This is a genomic window from Haloferax prahovense (genome assembly GCF_000723845.1).
Taxonomy (GTDB): Archaea; Halobacteriota; Halobacteria; order Halobacteriales; family Haloferacaceae; genus Haloferax; species Haloferax prahovense.
The window spans coordinates 738,797-761,133 of the sequence record NZ_LK053000.1; the positions used below are offsets into that span (position 1 = coordinate 738,797).

At 67.0% G+C, this 22,337-nt stretch carries 22 protein-coding genes; 14 read left to right on the forward strand and 8 right to left on the reverse strand.

From position 1 onward, the window contains the following. Window positions 1-3: 3 nt before the first annotated feature. Both BN984_RS03470 and BN984_RS03475 read left to right on the forward strand, forming a co-directional pair. Window positions 4-1,467 (forward strand): replication factor C large subunit, encoded by a 1,464-nt coding sequence (locus BN984_RS03470; RefSeq protein ID WP_008095528.1) that lies wholly within the window; start codon window positions 4-6, stop codon window positions 1,465-1,467. Window positions 1,468-1,554: 87 nt separating this feature from the next. Beyond that, window positions 1,555-2,616, forward strand: coding sequence for a zinc-dependent alcohol dehydrogenase family protein (locus tag BN984_RS03475; RefSeq protein WP_008095527.1), 1,062 nt, complete (start codon window positions 1,555-1,557; stop codon window positions 2,614-2,616). A 35-nt stretch (window positions 2,617-2,651) separates the two neighbouring features. Here the strand turns inward: BN984_RS03475 and BN984_RS03480 are convergent, their stop codons facing one another. From BN984_RS03480 to BN984_RS03500, 5 genes are all read right to left on the reverse strand, one after another. Then, the gene (locus BN984_RS03480; protein WP_049967673.1) at window positions 2,652-2,885 is read right to left on the reverse strand and encodes a hypothetical protein; all 234 of its coding nucleotides are present in this window, start codon (window positions 2,883-2,885) and stop codon (window positions 2,652-2,654) included. A gap of 70 nt (window positions 2,886-2,955) precedes the next feature. Continuing rightward, the gene (locus BN984_RS03485; RefSeq protein WP_008095525.1) at window positions 2,956-3,684 is read right to left on the reverse strand and encodes an amino acid ABC transporter ATP-binding protein; all 729 of its coding nucleotides are present in this window, start codon (window positions 3,682-3,684) and stop codon (window positions 2,956-2,958) included. Continuing rightward, entirely contained in the window at window positions 3,681-4,514 is an 834-nt protein-coding gene (locus tag BN984_RS03490; protein WP_004975207.1) for an amino acid ABC transporter permease, read from the reverse strand. The genes BN984_RS03485 and BN984_RS03490 overlap by 4 nt, the downstream gene beginning before the upstream one ends. 49 nt (window positions 4,515-4,563) lie before the next feature. After that, entirely contained in the window at window positions 4,564-5,376 is an 813-nt protein-coding gene (locus BN984_RS03495) for a basic amino acid ABC transporter substrate-binding protein (RefSeq protein WP_008095523.1), read from the reverse strand. Between the two features lie 266 nt (window positions 5,377-5,642). After that, window positions 5,643-6,434, reverse strand: coding sequence for a COX15/CtaA family protein (locus BN984_RS03500; protein WP_181950703.1), 792 nt, complete (start codon window positions 6,432-6,434; stop codon window positions 5,643-5,645). Between the two features lie 222 nt (window positions 6,435-6,656). Between BN984_RS03500 and BN984_RS03505 the strand changes: the two genes are divergently transcribed. Both BN984_RS03505 and BN984_RS03510 read left to right on the forward strand, forming a co-directional pair. Further along, the gene (locus BN984_RS03505) at window positions 6,657-7,763 is read left to right on the forward strand and encodes a M24 family metallopeptidase (RefSeq protein ID WP_008095520.1); all 1,107 of its coding nucleotides are present in this window, start codon (window positions 6,657-6,659) and stop codon (window positions 7,761-7,763) included. Between the two features lie 131 nt (window positions 7,764-7,894). Continuing rightward, a complete protein-coding gene (locus BN984_RS03510; protein WP_049967675.1) occupies window positions 7,895-10,153 on the forward strand; it encodes an NADP-dependent malic enzyme in 2,259 nt (752 codons plus the stop codon). 35 nt (window positions 10,154-10,188) lie between these two features. Here BN984_RS03510 and BN984_RS03515 read toward each other — a convergent pair whose 3' ends face one another. Together BN984_RS03515 and BN984_RS03520 are read right to left on the reverse strand one after the other, a co-directional pair. Continuing rightward, the gene (locus BN984_RS03515) at window positions 10,189-10,896 is read right to left on the reverse strand and encodes a hypothetical protein (protein ID WP_049967677.1); all 708 of its coding nucleotides are present in this window, start codon (window positions 10,894-10,896) and stop codon (window positions 10,189-10,191) included. 152 nt (window positions 10,897-11,048) lie between these two features. Further along, entirely contained in the window at window positions 11,049-11,687 is a 639-nt protein-coding gene (locus tag BN984_RS03520) for a ribonuclease H family protein (RefSeq protein WP_008095516.1), read from the reverse strand. Window positions 11,688-11,886: 199 nt separating this feature from the next. Here BN984_RS03520 and BN984_RS03525 point away from each other — a divergent pair, with 199 nt between their 5' ends. The 6 genes from BN984_RS03525 (at window position 11,887) to BN984_RS03550 (ending at window position 19,118) form a co-directional block, all read left to right on the forward strand. After that, window positions 11,887-13,473, forward strand: coding sequence for an ABC transporter substrate-binding protein (locus BN984_RS03525; RefSeq protein ID WP_233517274.1), 1,587 nt, complete (start codon window positions 11,887-11,889; stop codon window positions 13,471-13,473). Window positions 13,474-13,476: 3 nt separating this feature from the next. Further along, window positions 13,477-14,475: an ABC transporter permease gene (locus BN984_RS03530; RefSeq protein WP_008095513.1), complete on the forward strand. Its 999-nt coding sequence runs from the start codon at window positions 13,477-13,479 to the stop codon at window positions 14,473-14,475. A gap of 6 nt (window positions 14,476-14,481) precedes the next feature. Then, window positions 14,482-15,546 carry an ABC transporter permease gene (locus tag BN984_RS03535; RefSeq protein WP_008095510.1) on the forward strand — a complete coding sequence of 355 codons (1,065 nt, stop codon included), beginning with the start codon at window positions 14,482-14,484 and terminating at the stop codon, window positions 15,544-15,546. 1 nt (window position 15,547) lies between these two features. Then, the gene (locus tag BN984_RS03540) at window positions 15,548-16,732 is read left to right on the forward strand and encodes an ABC transporter ATP-binding protein (protein WP_008095509.1); all 1,185 of its coding nucleotides are present in this window, start codon (window positions 15,548-15,550) and stop codon (window positions 16,730-16,732) included. Continuing rightward, window positions 16,725-18,056: an ABC transporter ATP-binding protein gene (locus BN984_RS03545; RefSeq protein ID WP_049967679.1), complete on the forward strand. Its 1,332-nt coding sequence runs from the start codon at window positions 16,725-16,727 to the stop codon at window positions 18,054-18,056. Before BN984_RS03540 ends, BN984_RS03545 begins: the two co-directional genes overlap by 8 nt. 126 nt (window positions 18,057-18,182) lie before the next feature. Next, on the forward strand, window positions 18,183-19,118 hold the full coding sequence (locus BN984_RS03550) for a DMT family transporter (RefSeq protein WP_004975175.1): 936 nt from the start codon (window positions 18,183-18,185) through the stop codon (window positions 19,116-19,118). A 9-nt stretch (window positions 19,119-19,127) separates the two neighbouring features. Here the strand turns inward: BN984_RS03550 and BN984_RS03555 are convergent, their stop codons facing one another. After that, window positions 19,128-19,409, reverse strand: coding sequence for a hypothetical protein (locus BN984_RS03555; protein WP_049967680.1), 282 nt, complete (start codon window positions 19,407-19,409; stop codon window positions 19,128-19,130). Window positions 19,410-19,760: 351 nt separating this feature from the next. Between BN984_RS03555 and BN984_RS03560 the strand changes: the two genes are divergently transcribed. The 4 genes from BN984_RS03560 (at window position 19,761) to BN984_RS03575 (ending at window position 22,182) form a co-directional block, all read left to right on the forward strand. Continuing rightward, the gene (locus BN984_RS03560; RefSeq protein WP_008095506.1) at window positions 19,761-20,027 is read left to right on the forward strand and encodes a hypothetical protein; all 267 of its coding nucleotides are present in this window, start codon (window positions 19,761-19,763) and stop codon (window positions 20,025-20,027) included. A gap of 309 nt (window positions 20,028-20,336) precedes the next feature. Continuing rightward, window positions 20,337-21,320: an aldo/keto reductase gene (locus BN984_RS03565; RefSeq protein ID WP_008095505.1), complete on the forward strand. Its 984-nt coding sequence runs from the start codon at window positions 20,337-20,339 to the stop codon at window positions 21,318-21,320. Window positions 21,321-21,380: 60 nt separating this feature from the next. Further along, the gene (locus BN984_RS03570) at window positions 21,381-21,941 is read left to right on the forward strand and encodes a DUF1684 domain-containing protein (RefSeq protein WP_049967681.1); all 561 of its coding nucleotides are present in this window, start codon (window positions 21,381-21,383) and stop codon (window positions 21,939-21,941) included. Between the two features lie 52 nt (window positions 21,942-21,993). Continuing rightward, window positions 21,994-22,182, forward strand: a complete 189-nt coding sequence (locus BN984_RS03575; RefSeq protein WP_008095503.1) for a hypothetical protein — start codon at window positions 21,994-21,996, stop codon at window positions 22,180-22,182. The last annotated feature ends 155 nt before the right edge of the window (window positions 22,183-22,337 follow it).

Below are 22,337 nucleotides of genomic sequence, written 5' to 3' on the forward strand. Positions count from 1 at the left end.
GTAATGGTAGACTGGACGGAGAAGTACCGCCCATCGACGCTCTCCGAGGTCCGCGGCAACAACAAGGCCCGCGACGCCCTCGCGGAGTGGGCCAAGACGTGGGACGACCACCGGGAGGCCGTCGTCGTCCACGGGAGCCCGGGCATCGGAAAGACCTCCGCGGCCCACGCGCTCGCCGCCGACATGGGCTGGGAGACGGTCGAGCTGAACGCGTCGGACCAGCGGACCGGCGACGTCATCGAACGCTTCGCCGGCCGCGCCGCGAAGAACGCGACGCTCGCCGGTTCCTCCGCGGGCACGTCCACCCGGCAGTTGGTCATCCTCGACGAGGCCGACAACATCCACGGCAACTACGACCGCGGCGGAGCCAGCGCCGTCACCCGCCTCGTCAAGTCGTCGAGCCAGCCCATCGTCCTCATCGCCAACGAGTTCTACGACATGAGCCGCGGGCTTCGGAACGCCTGTCAGGAAATCGAGTTCCGCGACGTGTCCGCCCGCTCTATCGTCCCCGTCCTCCGCGACATCTGCCGCAAGGAGGGACTGGAGTTCGAGTCCGACGCCCTCGACCGCATCGCCGAGATGAACAGCGGCGACCTCCGGTCGGCCGTCAACGACCTGCAGGCCATCGCCGAGGGCCGCGAGAAAATCACCGAGGAGGACGTGGTCATGGGCGACCGCGACCGCTCTGTCGGCCTGTTCGAGTTCCTCGACGCCGTCCTCAAGGAAAAGTCCGCACAGGAGGCGCTCTACACCGCCTACGACGTGGACGAGACGCCCGACGACCTCACGAAGTGGGTCGAGGACAAGGTCTCGCTCGTCTACGAACCCGACGAACTCGCCCGCGCCTACGACTTCCTCGCCAACGCCGACCGCTGGCTCGGCCGCGTCCGCGCCACGCAGAACTACTCCTACTGGCGCTACGCGACCGACAACCTCGCCGCCGGCGTCGCGGCCTCCCGCGACCGGACCCGCGGCGGGTGGACGCGCTACGGCGGCGCACCCTACCGCTCGACCCGCGACAAGACCCGCGACACCGTCGTCCGGAAAATCGCGGAGCAAGGTGGCTTCAGCATGGCGACCGCCCGTCGCGAGGTCCTTCCGTACCTCTCGGCTATCACCCACCACTGCAAGCCCCGCGAGCTGACCGTGGCCACGGCCGCCTACTACGAGTTCGACGAGTCCCACGTCTCTTTCGTCACCGGGAGCGGCGAGACGACGAACAAGGTCCAGTCCATCGTCGAGGACGCCGGCGAACTCCGCGAGGAACTGGTCGAAGCACACGCCGGCGGCGCGTTCGCCGGGATGGAGGACGTGGCCATCGAGGGCGACGCCGCGGCCGCCGACGGCGATGGTGGCGGCTCCGACGACGTGCTCGACCGGGACGCCGACGCCGACGAGTCGGCCGAGAGCGACGAGACCGACGCGTCGACCGACGACGGACAGTCCGGCCTCGACGACTTCTTCTGAGCGGGCCAGCCGTCTCGTCTCCGCCGCACCGACGCCCGAGATTGACGCCACGCGGAGCTTTTTCAGGTCGCCCGACGAACCGCGCGTATGAGAGCCGCAGTCCTCCGCGAACACGGTGAACCGCTCGACGTGACCGAAGTCCCCGACCCGACGTGCGACTCCGACGGCGTCGTCGTCGAGGTCGAGGCCTGCGGCATCTGCCGGAGCGACTGGCACTCGTGGATGGGCCACGGCGAGTGGGCAAACGACGCCGTTCCGTCCGGACAGATTCTCGGCCACGAGCCCGCGGGCCGCGTCGTCGAAGTCGGCGAGGACGTCGAGACAATTGCGGAGGGCGACCGCGTCGCCTTGCCGTTCAACCTCGCGTGCGGTTCGTGCGGCTACTGCCGGACCGGCCACGGCAACGTCTGCACGGGCGACCACCCCAACGCCCTCGGCTTCGAACTCTCCGCGCAGGGCGCGTTCGCCGACTTGGTGCATCTCCCCTCCGCCGATTACAACGCGATTCGGCTCCCCGAGAGCGTCTCGCCGACCGACGTGGCCGCGCTCGGCTGTCGGTTCATGACCGCCTACAACGCCCTCGACGCCCGCGCCGGCCTCCGCGCGGGCCAGTGGGTCGCCGTCCACGGCTGCGGCGGCGTCGGCCTGTCGGCGATTCAGGTGGCGAACGTCCTCGGGGCGCGCGTGGTCGCGGTCGACGTACGCGATTCCGCGCTGGACGCCGCGACCGACCTCGGAGCCGACGCCGTGGTCAACGGCTCGGCGGAAGACCCCGTGGACGCCATCCGGGGGCTGACCGACGGCGGGGCGCACGTCTCGCTCGACGCGCTCGGCGTTGCGGAGACCTGCCGAAACTCGGTTCGGTCGGTCCGGCCGCGGGGCTCGCACGTGCAAGTCGGGCTGACGACCGAGGCCGAAAAGGGGAACGTGTCGCTGCCGACCGACTGGATGACGAGACACGAGGTGTCGTTCCTCGGGGCGCGCGGGATGCCGCCGACGAGCGCGGACGACCTGCTCTCGCTGCTCGCGTCGGACGCGGTCGACCCCGGGTCGCTCGTGACGAAGACCGTCTCGCTCGACGAGGTTCCCGGGCGGTTGGCCGCGATGACCGACTACGACACCGTCGGCGTCGAAGTGATGGTTCCGTAAAACAGCGGTCGTCGGTTCGGATGCCCGTTGCCCGCTCAGGGCGTCGGCGTCGGCGCCCGACGTTTTTCTGACGACTCGTCGTCGGCCAGTCCGCGCCAGACGACCTCGCCGCAGTCCGGGCAGTCGAGTCGGACCGCACGGCCGTCGCGCACCTGTTCGGGCCACTCGTCGATACCGGCGGCGCGACCGCAGGTCTGACAGAAGAGAACGGTCTTGGTGTGTTCGCAATCGGGCGGTTCGTGACTGAATTCGCGGGGAGCGTAGTTCATGCCGCAGCAAGCGGCGTTTCGGGGGATAAGCTTGTTGGATGAATCCGGGTGTGTGCCCGGCTACCCCGGCTCAGAGCAGTTTCGAGAGGAACTGCTTGCCGCGGTCGGTCTTCGGGTTCTCGAAGAACACCTCGGGCGGCGAGTCCTCGACGACTTGTCCGTCGGCCATGAGGACGATGCGGTCGCCGACCTCGCGGGCGAAGCCCATCTCGTGGGTGACGACGAGCATCGTCATCCCCTCCTCGGCGAGGTCGTGCATCACGTCGAGCACCTCCCCGACGAGTTCGGGGTCGAGGGCGCTCGTGACCTCGTCGAACAGCATCACGTGCGGGTCCATCGCGAGGGCGCGGGCGATGGCGACGCGCTGTTGCTGGCCGCCGGAGAGTTGGTTCGGGTAGGAGTTCGACTGCGCGCGGAGGCCGACGCGGTCGAGCAGTTCGTCGGCGCGGCGCTCGGCGTCGCCTTTCTTGAGACCCTTGACCTTCGTCGGGGCGAGCGTCACGTTCTCCCGCGCCGTCTTGTGCGGAAAGAGGTTGAAGCTCTGGAACACCATGCCGATTCGCTGGCGCAGGCGATTGATGTCCGCGTCGGCCGCGGAGATGGACTGGCCTTCAAGTCGAATCTCGCCGTCCTGAATCTCTTCGAGGCGGTTCGCACAGCGGAGGAGCGTCGATTTCCCGGACCCCGAGGGGCCGATGATGACGCACACTTCGCCCTCTTCGACGTCGAGGTCGACGTCTTTCAGGACGTGCGTCTCGCCGAAGTACTTGTCAACCTCGTCGAATTCGAGGAGACTCATCGGCGGTCACCCCCCCAGTCCGAGCGGGCTTCGAGGTAGCTGACGATTTTGCCGAGCGGAACCGTAATCATGAGATAGGCGATGGCGACGAGGATAATCGGCGTCCACGGGTCGAACGTGGTCGAGTTGACGTTGCGAAACGCGCTGATGAGTTCCGGAACGGCGATGACCGTCAGGAGCGAGGTGTCCTTCACGAGGATGACCTGGTCGTTGCCGATGGCGGCGAGCGCGTTGCGCCACGCCTGCGGCAGGACGACCTCGCGCATGCCCTGCACGTAGGACATCCCGAGCGAGCGGGCGGCCTCCATCTGTCCCTCCGGGACGGCGTCGATGCCGCCGCGGACGGCCTCGCCGACGTAGGCGGCGTGGTTGAGCGTCAGCCCGATGATGGCTGTAGGGTACTGCCAGTTGGAGATAGGGAACTGCCCCGGCGGCCAGAACGCCGGAATCCCGACGTAAATGACGAGCAACTGGAACAGAAGCGGCGTCCCGCGGAAGAACTCGACGTAGGCGGTCGCGACGGCGTTCGTGAACCCCGTGTTCGACACCCGACCGAGTCCGACGAAGATGCCCGCGGTAACGGACAACAGACTCCCGACGAGGATGATGGCGAGCACTCGCAGGAACGCGTTGACGAACTGCGGGTGGATGATCTCCACGAAGAGTTCGAAATCGACCTGGGTGAAGATAATCGCCGCGATGAATCCGCCGACTCCGAGCGTGAATAGCCCCGCGATGGCCGCGCCCAGTCGTCTGAGCGTTTTGTCGTTCAAAAACTGCTCTTGGTACTCACCGTCGCCGGTTCGTCCCTCGGAGTAAGATTCAGCCATTGGTAGTATTTCTCACGGTAGTGGGATAAAAAAACGCGTCCTGGTCGAATTATCCGGAGAAGTACTCCGAGTAGATCTCGTCGTACGTCCCGTTGTCGCGGATGGTCTCCAGCGCGCCGTTGACCTCCTCGCGGAGGTCGTCGTCGTCCTGCCGGAAGCCGATGCCGTACTCCTCGACGGTGAGGGTGAGGTACGGCGGGGCGTTCTCCTTGCCCTGTTCTTCGGCGGCACCGGCCCCCTCGAGGAACCGGACGTTGTCGCTCTGCTCGACGAACGCGGCGTTGACGGTGTTGTCGTTGACGACGGCGCTGACCTGGTTGTTCCGGAGCGCGTCGAACGCGCCGGTCACCTGGTCGTAGCTCTGAATCGTCAGGTCGCCGCCGAACTCCTCTTTGAGGCTGGTCGCGGCGCTCTCGCCGGTCGTCCCCTTCTGGACGCCGACGGTGACGCCCCGGAGGTCCTCCTTCGAGGAGATGTCGCTCTGGTTGAGGACGATGACCGTCTGGTACGCGGTGAAGTACGGGTCCGAGAAGTCGATCTGCTCCGCGCGGTCCTCCGTGATTGTCATCGCGGACATGATGACGCGGAAGTTCCCGTTGTTGAGCGAGGGGATGATGCTGTCGAAGCTCGTCTTCTGGAACTCGTGTTCGTAGCCGAGTTCCTCTGAGAAGACCGCCTCCGCGATGTCGACGTCGAAGCCGACGAGTTCGCCCTCGGTCGTCTCGTACTCGAACGGACGGTACGGGATGTCCGAGCCGATGGTAATCGTCTCGCTACCGCTGCCGCCGCCGCCGAGACAGCCGGCCAGCGTGAACGCGGCCGCGGCCCCGGCGGAGCCCTTCAGAAAGGTACGACGTTCCATAACAGCCATCAGGTAGCACAGCCCCGTATAACACTTCTTCGGTCCGTTCATCAATTCGTTCCGATATTGACGAAAAATATCCGGGAATTGTGTAGATGGGTGGGATATATCTCCAACCGCGAAACGGAGTCAGCCCCTTCGTGGGTCTCGGATTGCCGTACAACTTCTGGCGATACTGTTGTAACTTTTGCCGCGATTAGTGCGAGTATTGAAGCCAGCTCCGACAAGCGGGCGAGCGCACGACCAATCAGGTTGCGGTCCGCTCGTCAGTCCGCGTCGTTCGTCGCGCCGGCCTGCGGTACCGGAAGCCCACCGCGGACGAGCACCGCCGCGCCGACGACGAGGACGAGCGCGAGGACCGTCCCGCCGAGGTGGGCGAGTTCGAGCGCCGGACCGTACACCTGCCGGCCGGCGATGAGGAGCGCGACGACCACGACGCTCGCGGGCGCGGTGACGAATCTGAGCCGACCGTAGGCGTCCGCTCGCGGGCCGTGGGCGGTGTTCGCCCAGAGGGTGACCGCGAGGAGCGCGGCGTAGGTGGCGAGGCCGACGACGTAGTAGACCGCTTGCGTCGTCGGGCCAAAGGAGACGAACGCGTGGGGCGCGAGGACGAGCATGACGGGCGCGCCGACGAGCGCCAGTCTGACCGCGTCGGCGATGCGGGGGATGCCGCGGTCGACGAGCCCCCCGGCCGCGGCGGCGACGACGGCGGTGAAGATGGACGTCGCGACCACGTAGTGGGCGGTGAGGATGACCCACTCGTACTCGGTGACGGTGAGCGCCCCGAGGACGATTTGGAACGGGAGGATGACCGTGGCGACGACGAGCGCGTAGCGGACGCCTTTCGCGACGCCCTCGCGCCACGCCTGCACGGTCGTCCCGAGGATGAGGAAGCCGGTGAGCATGGCGACGAGGCGGTGGAACCACTCGATGAAGCTGCCCCAGTTGGCCGGGAACAGGCCGAGGAAGCCGTCGCAGAACGGCCAGCGCCCGGCGCAGGTGAGGCCGGCCCCCGAGGCGGCGGTGTACACGCCGAGGACCATCAGGACGCCGGTCATCGCGGCGGCCCCCGTGAGGAGGCGGCGAAGCCGAGGTGTCATACGCGTGGCTCAGGACCGCGCGAACTTATATTTCGTCGGTATGGTCCTCGAAGGCGTCAGCCCGGAACGAAGTCCCACGGCTGGCACCAGTCGGAACCGGCCGGCCCCGGACGACCCGACGGGCTTCGTCCCACTTGTCCGAGCCGTCCCATTCAAGTCGGTTCGGTTGGACCCGCGAACATGGACGAGCGACTCGAATCCCGAGCGGACCGACTCGATGGCTACCTCGACGACAACGGCCTCGAAGCGGTCTGGTTCGCCCGACCGAACTCCTTCGCGTGGCTCCTCGGCGGCGACAACGTCGTCGACCGCGACTCGCCTTTGGGCGTCGCCGCCGCCGGCTACGACGGCGACGAGTTCCACGTCGTGACAGACAACATCGAAGCGGAGCGCCTGCTCCACGAGGAAGTACCCCACGAGGACGTTCGCGTCCACCGCTTCCAGTGGTACGAAGGCTCGCTGGCGTCCGGCGTCGAGGCGGTCTCGCCGACCCCCGCCGCCGCCGACTTCGACGTGCCCGGCTTCGAGAACGTGGACGCCGCGGCCGTTCGCCAGCCGCTTTCCGACGCCGACATCGAGGCCTACCGCGAACTCGGCCGCGACGCGGCGAGCGCCGTCGAGCGGGTCTGTCGCGAACTCGAACCGGGTGACACGGAACACGAGGTCGCCTCCGGCCTGAAAGTCACGCTCAGCGCGATGGGCATCGAAGCGCCGGTTGTCCTCGTCGGCAGCGGGCGGCGGGCCCAGAAGTACCGCCACTACACGCCCAAACAGGAGGAACTCGGCGACTACGCGCTCGTCTCCGTGACGGCCCAGCGCGGCGGCCTCTACGCGAGTTGCACGCGAACCGTCGCGTTCGACGCGCCCGAGTGGCTCGAAACCCGCCACGAAGGAGCGATGCAGGTCGAGACGGAGGCGCTGGCGGCGACCCGAGAGGCCGCCGTGGAAGGCGGAACCGCCGGCGACGTGTTCGACGCCATCCGCGACGCCTACGACTCGGTCGGCGAGTCCGAGGAGTGGCTGAACCACCACCAGGGCGGCGCGGCCGGGTTCGCCGGCCGCGAGTGGTTCGCCACGCCCGACGCCGACGACGAGGTCCACGCGCCGATGGGCTACGCCTACAACCCGACCATCCAGGGGGCGAAAAGCGAGGACACGGCGCTCGTCACCGACGAGGGCGTCGAAGTGCTGACCACGACCGGTCGCTGGCCGACCAGGACCGTGACCGACGCCGAGGAGACCATCGAACTCGAACGCCCGGAAATTCTTCACATCGAAACGGAGTAATTTTTCGAGCGCGACGGCGTCGATTCACCGTCCCGACCTCGCCGCCGTCCGGTGAGTGTTCGACTATTGTCGAAGTCAAAATTCGACGTTGTTGAATAGCTTTTTGCCCCCTGCGTGAGGACGTGTGGGTCATGGGACTGGACGACGACTCACGGGAATATCACAGACAAGACCCACCCGGAAAAATCGAGATTGCGACGACGAAGCCGACGAACACGCAGCGCGACCTGAGCCTGGCGTACTCGCCGGGCGTGGCCGCGCCGTGTCTCGACATCGCGGAGGACGAAGACGCCGCCTACGAGTACACGGCGAAGGGCAACCTCGTCGGCGTCGTCTCGAACGGCTCCGCCGTCCTCGGGCTGGGGGACATCGGGGCGCAGGCGTCGAAGCCGGTAATGGAGGGTAAGGGCGTGCTGTTCAAGCGCTTCGCCGACATCGACGTGTTCGACGTCGAACTCGACATCACCGACGTGGACGACTTCGTGGCGGCCACGAAGGCGATGGAGCCGACGTTCGGCGGCATCAACTTAGAGGACATCAAGGCCCCGGAGTGCTTCGAAATCGAACGACAGCTCCGCGAACAGATGGACATCCCCGTGTTCCACGACGACCAGCACGGCACGGCCATCATCTCCGGTGCGGCGCTCCTCAACGCCGCCGACATCGTGGACAAGGACCTCGACGACCTCGAAATCGTCTTCTCCGGCGCGGGCGCGTCAGCGCTCGCGACGGCGCGGTTCTACGTCTCCCTCGGCGCGAAAAAGGAGAACATCACGATGTGCGACTCCACGGGCATCATCACCGAGTCGCGCGTCGAGGCGGGCGACGTCAACAAGTACAAAGCCGAGTTCGCACAGCCGGTCGACGAGGGCTCGCTGTCGGACGCCATGGAGGGCGCGGACGTGTTCGCTGGGCTCTCGGTCGGCGGCATCGTCAGTCAGGAGATGGTGCGGTCGATGGCCGACAACCCCGTCATCTTCGCGATGGCGAACCCGGACCCCGAAATCACCTACGAGGACGCGAAAGAGGCCCGCGAGGACACCGTCATCATGGCGACCGGGCGCTCCGACTACCCGAACCAAGTCAACAACGTCCTCGGCTTCCCGTTCATCTTCCGCGGCGCGCTCGACGTGCGCGCCACCGAGATTAACGAGGCGATGAAGCGCGCGGCCGCCGAGGCGCTCGCCGAACTCGCCCGGCAGGACGTGCCCGACGCGGTCGTCAAGGCCTACGGCGACCACCCGCTCCAGTTCGGTGCCGACTACGTCATTCCCAAACCGCTCGACCCCCGCGTGCTGTTCGAAGTCGCACCCGCGGTCGCGCAGGCGGCGATGACCTCCGGTGCGGCCCGCAAGCGCCTCGACATGAACGCGTACCGCGAGCGCCTCGAAGCGCGTCTCGGGAAGTCCCGCGAGATGATGCGCGTCGTCCTCAACAAGGCGAAGTCGCACCCCAAGCGGGTCGCCCTCGCCGAGGGCTCCAACGAGAAGATGATTCGCGCCGCCTACCAGATGCAGGAAGAGGGCATCGCCGAACCCATCCTCGTCGGCAAGACGACGACGATTCTGCGCAAGGCGGAGGAGTTGGGTCTCGACTTCGACCCGACCATCGCCAACCCCCGCGACGGCGAGTGGGACCACTACGTCGACCGCCTCTACGAGCTTCGCCAGCGCAAAGGAATCACGAAGTCCGAAGCGGAGGAACTCGTCCGCCGCGACTCGAACTACTTCGCCAGCGTCATGGTCGAGGTCGGCGACGCGGACGCGATGCTGACGGGGCTGACTCACCACTACCCCTCCGCACTTCGCCCGCCGCTCCAGATTATCGGCACGGCCGACGACGCCAACTACGCGGCCGGTGTCTACATGATGACGTTCAAGAACCGCGTCGTCTTCTGCGCCGACACGACGGTCAACCTCGACCCCGACGAGGAGATTCTCGCGGAAATCACGAAGCACACGGCGGAGCTGGCCCGCCAGTTCAACGTCGAACCCCGCGCGGCGCTGCTCTCGTACTCCAACTTCGGCAGCGTCACGAACGAGGGGACGCGCAAGCCCCGCGACGCCGCGGCGCTCCTGCAGGACGACCCCGCCGTTGACTTCCCGGTGGACGGCGAGATGCAGGCCGACACCGCCCTCGTCGAGGACATCCTCGAAGGCACCTACGACTTCGCGGAGCTCGACGACCCCGCGAACCTGCTCGTGTTCCCGAACCTCGAAGCGGGTAACATCGGTTACAAGCTCCTCCAGCGCCTCGGCGGCGCGGAGGCAATCGGCCCGATGCTCGTCGGCATGGACAAGCCGGTCCACGTCCTCCAGCGCGGCGACGAAGTCAAAGACATCGTCAATCTGGCGGCGACGGCAGTCGTGGACGCGCAAGAAGAAGAGTAACTGACGACCTCGGTTCTGCTTTTTCGGCGAGTCGTTCACCCGAACTCGACCCACGCGACGGCGACGCCCAGCCCGAGCGCCGACGGGGCCGCGTAGAGCGCGAACGTCGCCGAATCCGGCGGCGAGAAGCACGCGGCGAAGGCGACGAGACAGAGGAGCGACAGCCCTCTCGTCCCACCGGCGAGTCGACGAGAGAGCGCGCCGGCGCGGCGTAATCCGAGCAAGAGCGGGGCGACGGCCGCGCCGCCGCCGACCGCGGCCGGGAAGAACAGTTCGAGTTCGAGCGCCGACTGGCGCGAGCCGGCGGCCACGCGGCCCCATTCGACCAAGAGGTCGAAGAGCGCGGGCGCGACCTGACGCGCGGCGGCGGTTCCGACGAGGAACCCCGCGGCGGCGAGCGCGAACCAGCCCCACGCGGCGCGGATATCGACTGCGGGGTCGCGGTCGGCGAGAAACACGAGCGAGGCGCCGGCGGCGAGGAGGCCGGCGAGCACGCCCAGTTCGAGGCGAACGAGCAAGGTCGGGTCGCCGGCGGTAACGACATCCGTCGAAACACCGGCGGTCGGTGAGACGCCGGCGGCCGGTGACAGGGTTCCGGGGTCCCGGACGGCGGCGAAGACGAAACCGGCCGTCAAGAGGCCGATGGCGGCGAGTCGGCGTGCGTGGCGTCTCGCGGCCGCACCGAGCGGCGAGAGCCCGCGTCGCCGGGGGTCGAACGCGTCGACGGTCTCCGCGGAGTCCATGCGATAGCGTCGTCGCTCCGCGTTGTCTACTTTTTGACGATGAAGTGACCGGCCGTCGGCAGGGCGACGGTAGGGCGAGACGGGTGGGACCGCTCGCGCTCGGCGGCCCACCGGATGGGCGGGGCGAACGGGTCGTCGTCGACGCCTTGCGCTCAGTCGCTCGCGCGTCCCTCGAACCGCGAGGGCGGGAGATAGCTCACGTCCGTGCCGGAGTCCGCCTCGAACTCCGGCGGGTCGGGGAGCACGCAGCGGTCGGGCCGCCGGTTGACGTGTTCGTACTCCCCCGGCGCGTTCGCCAGCGGGTGCGCGGGGTTCTCGCGGCTATCGATTCGCGCGGCGCGAAGCTCTTCGAACCCGGCGATGCGGGCCTGAATCCCCCGCCAGTGGTGTTCGCTGCCGGCGGGGACGACGATGCGCTTCGGCGACTTCCAGTCGGGATGGTCGCCGGCGAGCACCGCGTTGTTGACGTTCGCGGCGAGGTCGTCGTGGTCGACGAGGACGCCGACGCGAGCGCCCGGCGGCGCGCGATTGGCGAGCACGTCCAATCCGAGATGGAGCGCGCGATACTCCGAGACGTTGTTGTCCGGCGGCACGTCTGGGAGCGCGATACGGGCGACTCGCTCGCCGTCGCGGGTCTCTATCACCGCACCGAGTCCGCCGCCGTTCGGGCGGTACGACCCGTCCGTCGCGACGTAGAAGTGTCGTTGGTGCGTGCGCGGCGGGTGTGCGATGTGGGGCGTCGGCGACTCGTCGAACAAGTCCCGAAGTGTGGGACGGCCGGTCACGGCCATACGAATCGTTCGGCGATAGTCCCTAATAAACGTACCCCGTGTTCGGGGGGTGATGACTCGGGAGCATAACTGTGCACAATATATGGGCAGAACGCTATGCGGGGGCCGAATCACAGGCAATGGATATAAGAACGACCGACGCAATCTACCTTCGATGGCTGATACCAATTCACACATTAGTCGGCGGTCGTACATGAAGTTGGCAGGCGGCGCGGCGGCGTCGGCGGCGCTCGCGGGCTGCTCCGGTGGCGGCGGCGAGGAGACCGAGACCACCGAAACGACGACGACCGGCGGCGAGGAGACCGAGACCACCGAAACGACGACGACCGAGGACAGCGGTTCGTTCGACGTGACCATCACGCAGGGCCAGATGCCCTCCGGCCTCGACCCCCACGACCACCGCGAGACGACGACGGACATCGTCGTCCTCCACGCGTACGAGGGCGTCCTGACCCGCGACGCGGCGGGGTCGATTCAGACCGCGCTGGGGACGAACTACGAGCGCATCGACGGGGAGAATGCGGTCCGATTCGACCTCCGCGAGGACGTCACGTTCCACAACGGCGACGAACTCACCCCCGAAGACGTCGCGTACAGCATCAACCGCGTCGTCGACGAGGAGGTGGGCTTCGCCAGTCCGCAGAGCGACCAACTCGCCGGCGTCGCCGGCGCGGAAGTCATCGAGGGCGAGAACGCAGTCAAGGTCAACAACTCCTCGCTCAACCCCATCGTGTTCTCCGAGTTCGCAACCTACCTCGACGTGATGCAGCAGTCGTGGGTCGAGGACAACGACAAGGCGTACATCGGCCAGAACATGAACGGCACCGGGCCGTTCCAACTCGATTCGTACACCGAAGACGAGGAGGTCGTCCTCACGGCGTACGAGGACTACTGGCAGGAGCCCGCGGCGGTCGATACCCTCACCTTCCGCGCCGCGTCCGAGGCCAGCACGCGCGTCAACCAACTCCTGCAGGGCGAGACCGACCTCATCGTCAACGTCCCGCCGCAGGAGGTCCAGCGCGTCACCAACTCCGACAACGCGCGCGTCGCCGCGGCCCCGTCGACCCGCATCATCTACAACGGGATGCGCTACGACGTCGAACCGTTCGATTCGGTCGAGTTCCGGCAGGCGATGAACTACGCCATCGACCTCGAGAGCATCGTCCAGAACGTCCTCGGCGGCTTCGGCGCGCAGACGGGCCAGCCGACGCTCCCCGAGTTCGTCGGCCACAACCCCGACCTCGACCCGTACCCGTACGACCCGGACCAGGCAGAGCAGTTGGTCGAAGAGTCCGGCTACGCCGGCGCGGAGATCGAACTCAACACGCCGGTCGGCCGCTACCTGAAGGACCTCGAAATCGCGCAGGCGGTCGCGGGCTACATCGACGAGCTACCGAACGTCACGGCGACGGTCCGCCAGCGCGACTTCGGCTCGCTCGTGGACGAACTGCTCGCGGGCAGTATCGAGGCCCGCCCGCCGTGGTTCCTCATCGGCTGGGGCGAGGCGACGTTCGACGGCGGCCTCGTCATGGAGGCGCTTCTCGCCTCCGACGGGACGCTCACGACGTGGCAAAACGAGGAGTTCGACGCACTACTCGAACAAGCCGGCAACCAGTCCGGCGAGGAGCGCGAGGCGACCCTCCAGGAGGCGAACGCGATGGCCCACGAGCAGTGCCCGTGGATATTCCTGAACCAGCAGTACAGCGTCTACGGCGTCAACGACGCCATCGCCTGGGAGGCCCGCTCCGACGAGCGCATCGACGCGTACGCGATGAGCCAGCAGTAGTCGATGTCGCTGTCGAGGTTCCTCATCAAACGCTCGCTCCAGGGGCTGTTCGTCATCTGGGGGGTCATCACGGTCGTCTTCGGCCTCCGGTTCATCTCGCCGGGGGACCCGGCGAACGTGCTGTTACCGCCCGACGTCGACCCGGAGGTCAGGGCGCAGGTCATCGCCGAACTCGGGCTGAACGAGCCCTTGTACGTGCAGTACTGGGAGTTCGTCTCGGGCATCCCGTTCGGCGACCTCGGCCTGTCGCTCGTGACCCGAACGCCGGTCGCGGCGCGCGTCGTCGCGAAGCTCCCGGCGACGCTGGAACTCGCCATCGCGGCGACCGTCGTCGCCGTCGTCATCGCGATTCCGCTCGGCGTCTTGTCGGCCACGCGGCGTCACCAGCCCGCGGACTACGGCGCGACCGTGTTCTCACTGGTCGGCATCAGCACGCCCAACTTCTGGCTCGGGGTGATGCTCATCCTCGTGCTCGCGGTCCAGCTGAACCTGTTCCCGACGAGCCAGCGCCCCATCGGCCTCGACGGCATCGCGATGCTCCTCGCCGGCGGTGAGGCGGGCGCGGCGATACGCGGCTTCGTGACGTGGCTGTGGCACATCACACTGCCAGCAATTACGCTCGGGACCTACTTCACCGCGCTCATCACGCGACTCACCCGCAGCGGGATGCTCGACCAGCTCGGACAGACTTACGTCCGCGCGTCGCGGGCGAAGGGGCTCCCGGAGACGCTGGTTCGCTACAAGCACGCGCTTCGGAACACGCTCATCCCGGTCATCACCGTCATCGGTCTCCAACTCGGCACCCTCATCGGCGGGGCCGTCATCACGGAGGCCGTCTTCGCGTGGCCGGGGCTCGGGACGCTCATCATCAACAGCATCAACGCCCGCGACTGGCCGGTCTTACAGGGCTCGCTCATCGTCGTCGCGGTCGGGTTCGTCCTCGTGAACATCCTCGTCGACGCCCTGTACGCCTACGTCAACCCGCAGGTGGCCTACGATTAACGCTCTATGATATCGGAACGCACACGCAGAAACCTTCGTCGGGAACTCAGACGGAGTCTCCTCGCGAAGCTCGGCATCATCGTCGTCGTCCTCATGGTGGCGATGGCCGTCTTCGCCCCGTTTATCTCCCCGTATAGCCCGTCTCAACAGAATCTCGATAACTCCCGACAGCCACCGCTCGGCTTCAGCACCAAAGAGACGAAAGAGGTGACGAAGATGGAAGACGGGAGCGTCGTCATCGAGGACGGCCAGGTCGTCACCGAGACGCAGACCGTCTACACGAACGCGACGGCCGCCCATCCGCTCGGCACCGACGGCAACGGGCGGGACATCCTCTCGCGCATCATCTACGGCGCGAGAACGTCCATCCTCGTCGGGTTGTTCGGCACGTCGCTCGCGGCGCTCATCGGCGTCCTCGTCGGGCTGTCAGCGGGGTTCTACCGCGGTCGCGTGGACGACGTGCTGATGCGGAGCGCGGACATCATGCTCGCGTTCCCCTCGCTCGTCCTCGCGATCGCCCTCGTCGGCGTCTGGGGGCAGGCCCAAGCGCCCATCCCCGACCCCTTCGTCGCCACCGGGCTCGCCCCGGCGTTCCGCTCGGCGGTCGGGTTACCGACGGGCATGCCCGAAACGGTCGTCCTCCCGGGGACGGTCATCGTCGTCGTCGCGCTCGTCAACTGGGTGTGGTTCGCCCGCGTCGCCCGCGGCGAGGCGCTCTCCATCCGCGAAGAGGAGTACGTGAAGGCCGCGAAGGCCCTCGGCGCGAGCGACGGGCGGACGATGCTCAGACACGTCCTCCCCAACGCCATCACGCCCATCCTCGTGTTGGCGACGATTCAGGTTGCCGCCATCATCCTGCTCGAATCGGCGCTGTCGTTCCTCGGCTTCTCCGGGGCCGACGTGTCGTGGGGCTTCGACATCGCCCTCGGCCGGCAGTACCAGTCCACCGCGTGGTGGATTTCGACGATGCCCGGCCTCGCCATCGTGGTGACGGTCATCGGGCTGAACCTCGTCGGCGACTGGCTCAGAGACGCGCTCGACCCCGGTATCGAAGGGGAGGGGGGCGTCTGAGATGGCCGACACGATTCTCAGCGTCCGCGACCTCTCCACCCGGTTTTTCACCGAGGAGGGGCAGGTCAACGCGGTCGAGAGCGTCTCGTTCGACGTCGAAGACGGCGAGATATTCGGCATCGTCGGCGAGTCCGGCTCCGGCAAGTCCGTGACCGCGCTCTCGGTCATCGACCTCATCGAGTCGCCCGGCCGCGTGACCCAAGGCGAGATCTGGTACCGCAACGCCGACCTCGCCGACGAGTTCCGCGGGTCGAAACCCGAGGCCGTCGACGGCGACCTCGTGGACATCCGCCGGCTCCCGAAGGGCGTCCGCAGGTCGCTCCGCGGCCCGTCGTTCAGCATGGTGTTTCAGGACCCAATGAGCAGTTTTAACCCCTCGATAACCGTCGGCGAGCAGATAGCCGAGGCGGTCGAGGTCCAGCGGCGCGCCCGTTCGAACCCGCGAAGCACGCGCTCGCGGACGCAGGGTTACGGTCTCGGTTCGCTCCTCGTGGACTCGCTTCTCCCCTCGAAGAGCTACGTCGACGACGAGAGCATGGACCGCGCGGTCGAACTGCTCGACCAGGTCGGTATCCCCGACCCCGAGGACCGCGCCGACGAGTACCCCCACCAGTTCTCGGGTGGGATGCTCCAGCGGGCGATGATCGCCCAGGCGCTCGCCGGCGAACCGGACATCCTCATCGCCGACGAACCGACGACGGCACTAGACGTGACCATCCAGGCACAGATTCTCAACCTGCTGCGCGACCTGCAGGAACAGGAGGGGATGAGCATCCTGATGATCACCCACGACTTGGGCGTCATCGCCCGGATGTGTGACCGCGTCGGCGTCATGTACGCCGGCGAGGTCGTCGAGCGCGGCCCGCTCGCCGATATCTTCGAGAACCCCGTCCACCCGTACACGCAGGGGCTGTTGGGGTCGATTCCGGACGTGGACGACCCCTCGGGTCGCCTCGAACCTATCTCGGGCAACGTCCCGAGCCTGCTCGACTCGGAGATGCCCGACGCGTGTTACTTCGCCGACCGGTGCCCCAAAGCCATGACCGACTGTCTGACCCGCATCCCCGAGTACGAACTGGACGGCCGACACAGCGTCCGGTGCGTCCTCGCCGAACAGGAGTACGACCCCGCGGACGCCGTCGATTCGGCCGACGCGGTCGACCGAGAGGTGAGCGCCGATGACTGAGCCGCTCCTCGCGGTTCGGGACCTCCAGAAGTACTACTTCGAGCAGGACTCGTTCGTCGACAGCCTCCTCGGGCGCGACCCGACGAGCGTCAAGGCCGTCGACGGCATCTCCTTCGAGGTCGAACGCGGCGAGACGCTCGGCCTCGTCGGCGAGTCCGGGTGCGGAAAGTCCACGACCGGCGAGACGCTGCTCCGACTGCGCGAGGCGACCGGCGGCACGGTCACCTTCGACGGGACGAACGTCTTCGAGATGGACGACGACGAACTCAAGGCGTTCCGCAGGGACGCCCAAATCGTCTTCCAAGACCCGTTTTCGAGCCTCGACCCGCGGATGACCGTCGGCGACATCGTCGCCGAACCGCTGAAGATTCACGGGATTCCGGAGACCACCGAGACCGAGTCGAAACGCGAGTGGCGGCGCGACAAGGTCGCCGACCTGTTGGAGCGGGTCGGCCTCTCGGCGAACCACCTCGACCGCTACCCCCACGAGTTCTCCGGCGGCCAGCGCCAGCGCATCGGCATCGCCCGGGCGCTCGCGCTCGAACCGGACTTCATCGTGCTCGACGAGCCGGTGTCGGCGCTCGACGTATCCGTCCAGGCGCAGGTGTTGAACCTGCTCGACGACCTCCAAGCGGAGTTCGGGCTGACGTACCTGTTCATCGCCCACGACCTCTCGGTCGTCCGCCATATCTGCGACCGCGTCGCCGTGATGTACCTCGGCAACGTGGTCGAACTTGGTCCGACCGACGAGCTGTTCGAGTCGCCGAAACACCCATACACGAAGGCGCTGTTGGAGAGCGTTCCCCGACCCTCCACGACCGAACACGGCCGGCGGGTCGAGGCGCTGTCGGGCGACGTGCCGTCGCCGCGAAACCCGCCGTCGGGCTGTCGCTTCCGGACGCGGTGCCCGCAGGTCATCCCCCCGGACGACCTCGACATTGAGCAGGGTGCCTACCGCGCCCTGATGGACCTCCGCGACGCGCTGGCGGTCGGCGACGTCAACCCGGACCACATCTGGGACGCCGCCGACCCCGACCGAGCGGACACGGAAGCGTTCATCGAGGAGGCCCGCGCGCGACACGTCGACGCCGAACTCCGCGGCGAGGTCGCGGGCGTCGTCGACACGGCGCTCGGCCACCTCGCCGAGGGCGAGGCCGACAGCGCCAGCGAGACGCTTCGGGAACGCTTCGAGAGTCCCTGTGAGACGCGCCGCCCCGCCGTCGGCGACGCGCCGCATCCCGCGGCGTGTCACCTCTACGAGGGCTCCGACGAGGTGACCGTCATCGAGACGAACGCTGGCGCGACCGCTGAGGCCGACGACTGAGACCCGACGGGCGACCGACCAGTGTGCTGGCGGTGGGCGGTGGGCGGTGGGCGGTTCTCGCTCCGCGGCACCGGCGAAACCACCCCGTAACGAAACGTTCAGGCCCCCACCGGGCGCACCATCGCTGTGACACGGTACCGAAACCTCGGTCTGTTCGTCGTCCTCGCCGCCGTCTGGGGGTCCGCGTTCATGGCTATCAAAGCCGGACTCGAGTTCTTTCCGCCGGTGCTTTTCGCTGCCCTCCGGTACGACGTGGCGGGGGTAGTGATGCTCGCCTACGCGCTGTACGCCACCGACTCGCCGCTTCCGCGCGGCAGGGCCGAGTGGACGGAAGTCGCCATCGGCGCGGTCTTCCTCATCGCCGCCTACCACGCGCTCTTGTTCATCGGCGAAACCGACCCGGGCGTGACGAGCGCCGCCGCCGCGGTCATCGTGAGCCTCAGCCCGGTGCTCACCACTGGATTCGCGCGGCTCCTGCTCCCGAGCGAGCGGCTCACCGCGCTCGGCGTCGTCGGCCTCCTCCTCGGCCTCGTCGGCGTCGCGGTGCTCTCGGGGCTCGACCCGAGCAACCTCCTCGCCGGCGGCACGGTCGCGAAGCTCCTCATCTTCGGCGCGGCCGCCGCTTTCGCCCTCGGGTCGGTGCTGACCCGCCGAGTCGACTCGGAACTGTCCATCGAGACGATGGAGGCGTGGTCGATGCTCCTCGGGGCGGGACTGATGCACGTCGCGTCCGTCGCGCTCGGCGAGCGCCTCGGCTCGGTCGTCTTCAACGTCCAGTCCGTCGCCGCGCTCGGGTACCTCTCGCTCGCGGCGAGCGCGCTCGGCTTCCTCATCTACTTCGACCTGCTCGACCGCCTCGGCCCCATCGAAATCAACCTCGTCTCGTACGTCGCGCCCGTCTTCGCGGCGCTTTCGGGGTGGGCGTTCCTGAGCGAAGTTCCGACCCCGTCGACGGTCGGCGGGTTCGCGCTCATCTTTCTCGGGTTCCTCCTTCTGAAGCGCGGGGCGATTCGACGCGAACTCCGCTATCGGTTCGGCGACGGCGTCCGCGCGACCGACTGAAAAGCGCGGCTACGCGTCCGCCCGCTCGACTGAGTCCACTTCGCCGACCATCCTCCACCCGTTTTGACCGGGTCGCTGTTGACCGACGACGACAGCGTCGTTGTCCTCAGTCGTCGCAAACCGGTAGACTGCGTCGTCGCCGTCGCGTCGGCCCTCGGCCTGAAAGTCCGTCTGGAAGAACTCCGCGCTCTCCAGCGTGAACGTGCCGTCTATCTCCTCGCCGACGGTGAGGTGCATGGCGTTCGGGTGGATGTTGTACATGCGCTTTGCGACGCGATTGAGCTCTGGCATCGCATCGACAGTCGTCCCGGCGGGCTAAATCCCTGCTCCCTGCGGACGCTGCCGGTCGAAACGTCGCCCGCTCGACGGTCCACGCGGGGGGCCACCGAGCGCACCGAGGTTCGAATCCGTTCGGTCGACCCCCGTAGAAATTCAGGGTTCTGCGACTATTCAAGAACGCCTGACTGTTGTGCGAATAAAAGAATTAGAGGCGGTTATGAAGTGTTAGGGCGCCGCTCGTAACTCTATGAAACTTCACATTTATCGAATAGTCACCAGTAAACGAGTATGAAACGAATGGAATTCTCGCACGTAATTATGACCCCTCCACTCCATGATGTAGTCGTAGGTGCCCCCCAACCAATGTCGAACTCCCCATCCACGGTCCCCCGCGAACGCCTCTCCCAACTCCGCGACGTCGTAACGGAAGAGCAACCGCTCCGCCTCGGCTTCGAACTCGTCGCCGCACCGCTCCGGTTCGTCGGTTTCTGGGCCGCGGTCGCCCTCCCGTTCCTGTATGTTCCCTTGCTCTTCGGCGGCCTCGAAGCGGGCGAGTTCACCGTCTTCGGAGCGCTTCTCGCGCTCAACGCGCTCGCGCTCGTGCTCGGGCACAACTACGCCCGGTCGTAGTCTCCCGGTCGCACCGATACGCCTGCGCCGACACGCCTGTTCGTAATCGTGCGTGCGTTGCCGGACACGGCGAATCAAACAGACGCGGTGTTCTCCCTCCACTTCCCGCTTCCACTTCCCGCTTCCACTTCCCGCTTCCACTTCCCGCTCTCCATTTCTCGGCCTCGCGAGCGCCCGCCACGCGCCTCCATCGAGGTTCTCGATCGCTCCTCAGACGCTCGATGCGCCGACCTGCCACGGCCTCACGTTTCTCATCTTCGACCATCGGGAATCGAGTGGCTTTACCGCGGTCCGGTCTTCGGGTTCGGTATGTCGCTCGCGATGGTTCCACTAGGACGGACCGGAACGACGGTCTCCGAACTCGCGTTCGGGACGTGGCGGTTCGGTCGACAGGCCGACGACGGCGAGGTCGAGGTCGGCCGCGACCGCGCCCACGAGTTGCTCAACGCTTACGCCGCCGCCGGCGGGAACTTCATCGACACCGCCGACATGTACGGCGACGGCGCGAGCGAGACGTACATCGGCGAGTGGCTCGAAGCGCGCGACCGCGAGGACTTCGTCGTCGCGTCCAAGATTTTCTGGCCCACGCGCGAAGACGCCAACGGCCGCGGGCTCAACCGGAAACACCTCCGCCGTCAGATGGACCGCATCCTCGACCGACTCGGCACCGACTACGTCGACCTGCTGTACATCCACCGATGGGACGACGAGACGCCGGTCGACGAGTTCATGCGGACGCTCGACGGGTTCGTGCGCGACGGGAAGGTGAACTACCTCGGCACCTCGACGCTCGAACCCAACGCCTGGAAAGTCGTCAAGGCGAACGAACTCGCCGACAAGCGCGGCTACGAACCGTTCAAAGTCGCCCAGCCGCGGTACAACGCCGTCAACCGCGAGATAGAGGGAAACTACCTCGACATGTGCGCCGACTACGACATCGGCGTCGTCCCGTGGTCGCCGCTGGCTGGCGGCTTTCTCACGGGGAAATACGCCCGCGACGAGCGCCCGCCTGCGGACTCTCGCGCGGCGAACGACCAGCGGTTCGCCGACTCCTACCTCACGCCGTCGAACTTCGACGCGCTCGAGGTTATCGAGGAGGTCGCCGAGGCGGTCGGTGCGTCGCCCGCACAGGTCAGCCTCGCGTGGCTCATGCACCACCCGCAGGTCACCGCGCCGATTATCGGGGCACGAACCGTCGACCAGCTCGGCGAGAACGTCGTGGCCGCAGACATCGAACTCACGAACGAGCAGTTCAAACGCATCTCTGCCGCCAAGCGTCACCTGTCCGCGTAACAGCTTCGGAAGCGCCCCCGAACCGTCAGGTGTAGGTGTCGCCGGTGGGTATCGCCGCGTATGACCGCCGACGCGTTTGACGCCGACGCCTACGTCTCCGAACTCCGGGCGAAGCGCGAGGAGAAAGACGACTTCTTCGGGTCGCATCCCCAGTCGCCGATTCCGCCCGAAGAACGGGACGACTTCGACGGCCTCGATTACTTCGACCCCGACCCCGACTACCGGGTGACCGCGTCGGTCGAGACGCACGACGACCCCGAGCCGGTGGCGATGGACACCTCGACCGACGGCGAGGTCCGGTATCTCCGCGTCGCCACGTTCCACTTCGAACTCCGCGACGCGGAACTCACCCTCGGCGCGTATCGTCAGGAACACGACGACTCACCGACACTGTTCGTTCCCTTCCGCGACAAGACGACGGGTCAGCAGACCTACAACGGCGGTCGGTACATGGAACTCACGCCCGACGCGCCCCTCGACGAGTTGGACGAAGTCGTCGTGGACTTCAACCTCGCGTACAACCCGTTCTGCGCGTTCACCGACACCTTCGAGTGTCCGCTTCCCCCCGAGGAGAACTGGCTCGACGTAGTCGTCCCCGCCGGGGAGCGAGACTACGAGTAACCGGCGAAGCAAAAGCGCAAGTTCCATATCGGACGCTTCCGGAGAGACGGACATGGGACTGCTCAGTTCGAAGAAGGCCGTCATCGGGATGGCGCTGATGATCGTCGGGACGCTCACGATGCTGCCGGGAATGCTGCCGAACGCCGCACAGGTGATGTCCTACGCGCTCGCCGTCGGTGCCGGCGCGCTCACGCTCGGGACGTGGCTGGTCGGCACGTCCGAGGGCGGCCGGCCGGTCTGAGTCCGGCACTCGCCCGTCGTACTGACTAAAACCGTCTTTTCTCGTGAGAGCACGTTTCGTTCGCCACAGCCGTGATAGCGATGCCTTCCGTGTCGTGCCAGTCGCAACGCTACGTGGTCAGTCGGTTCGAAGAAAACGTTGCCGCGAAGGTTGTG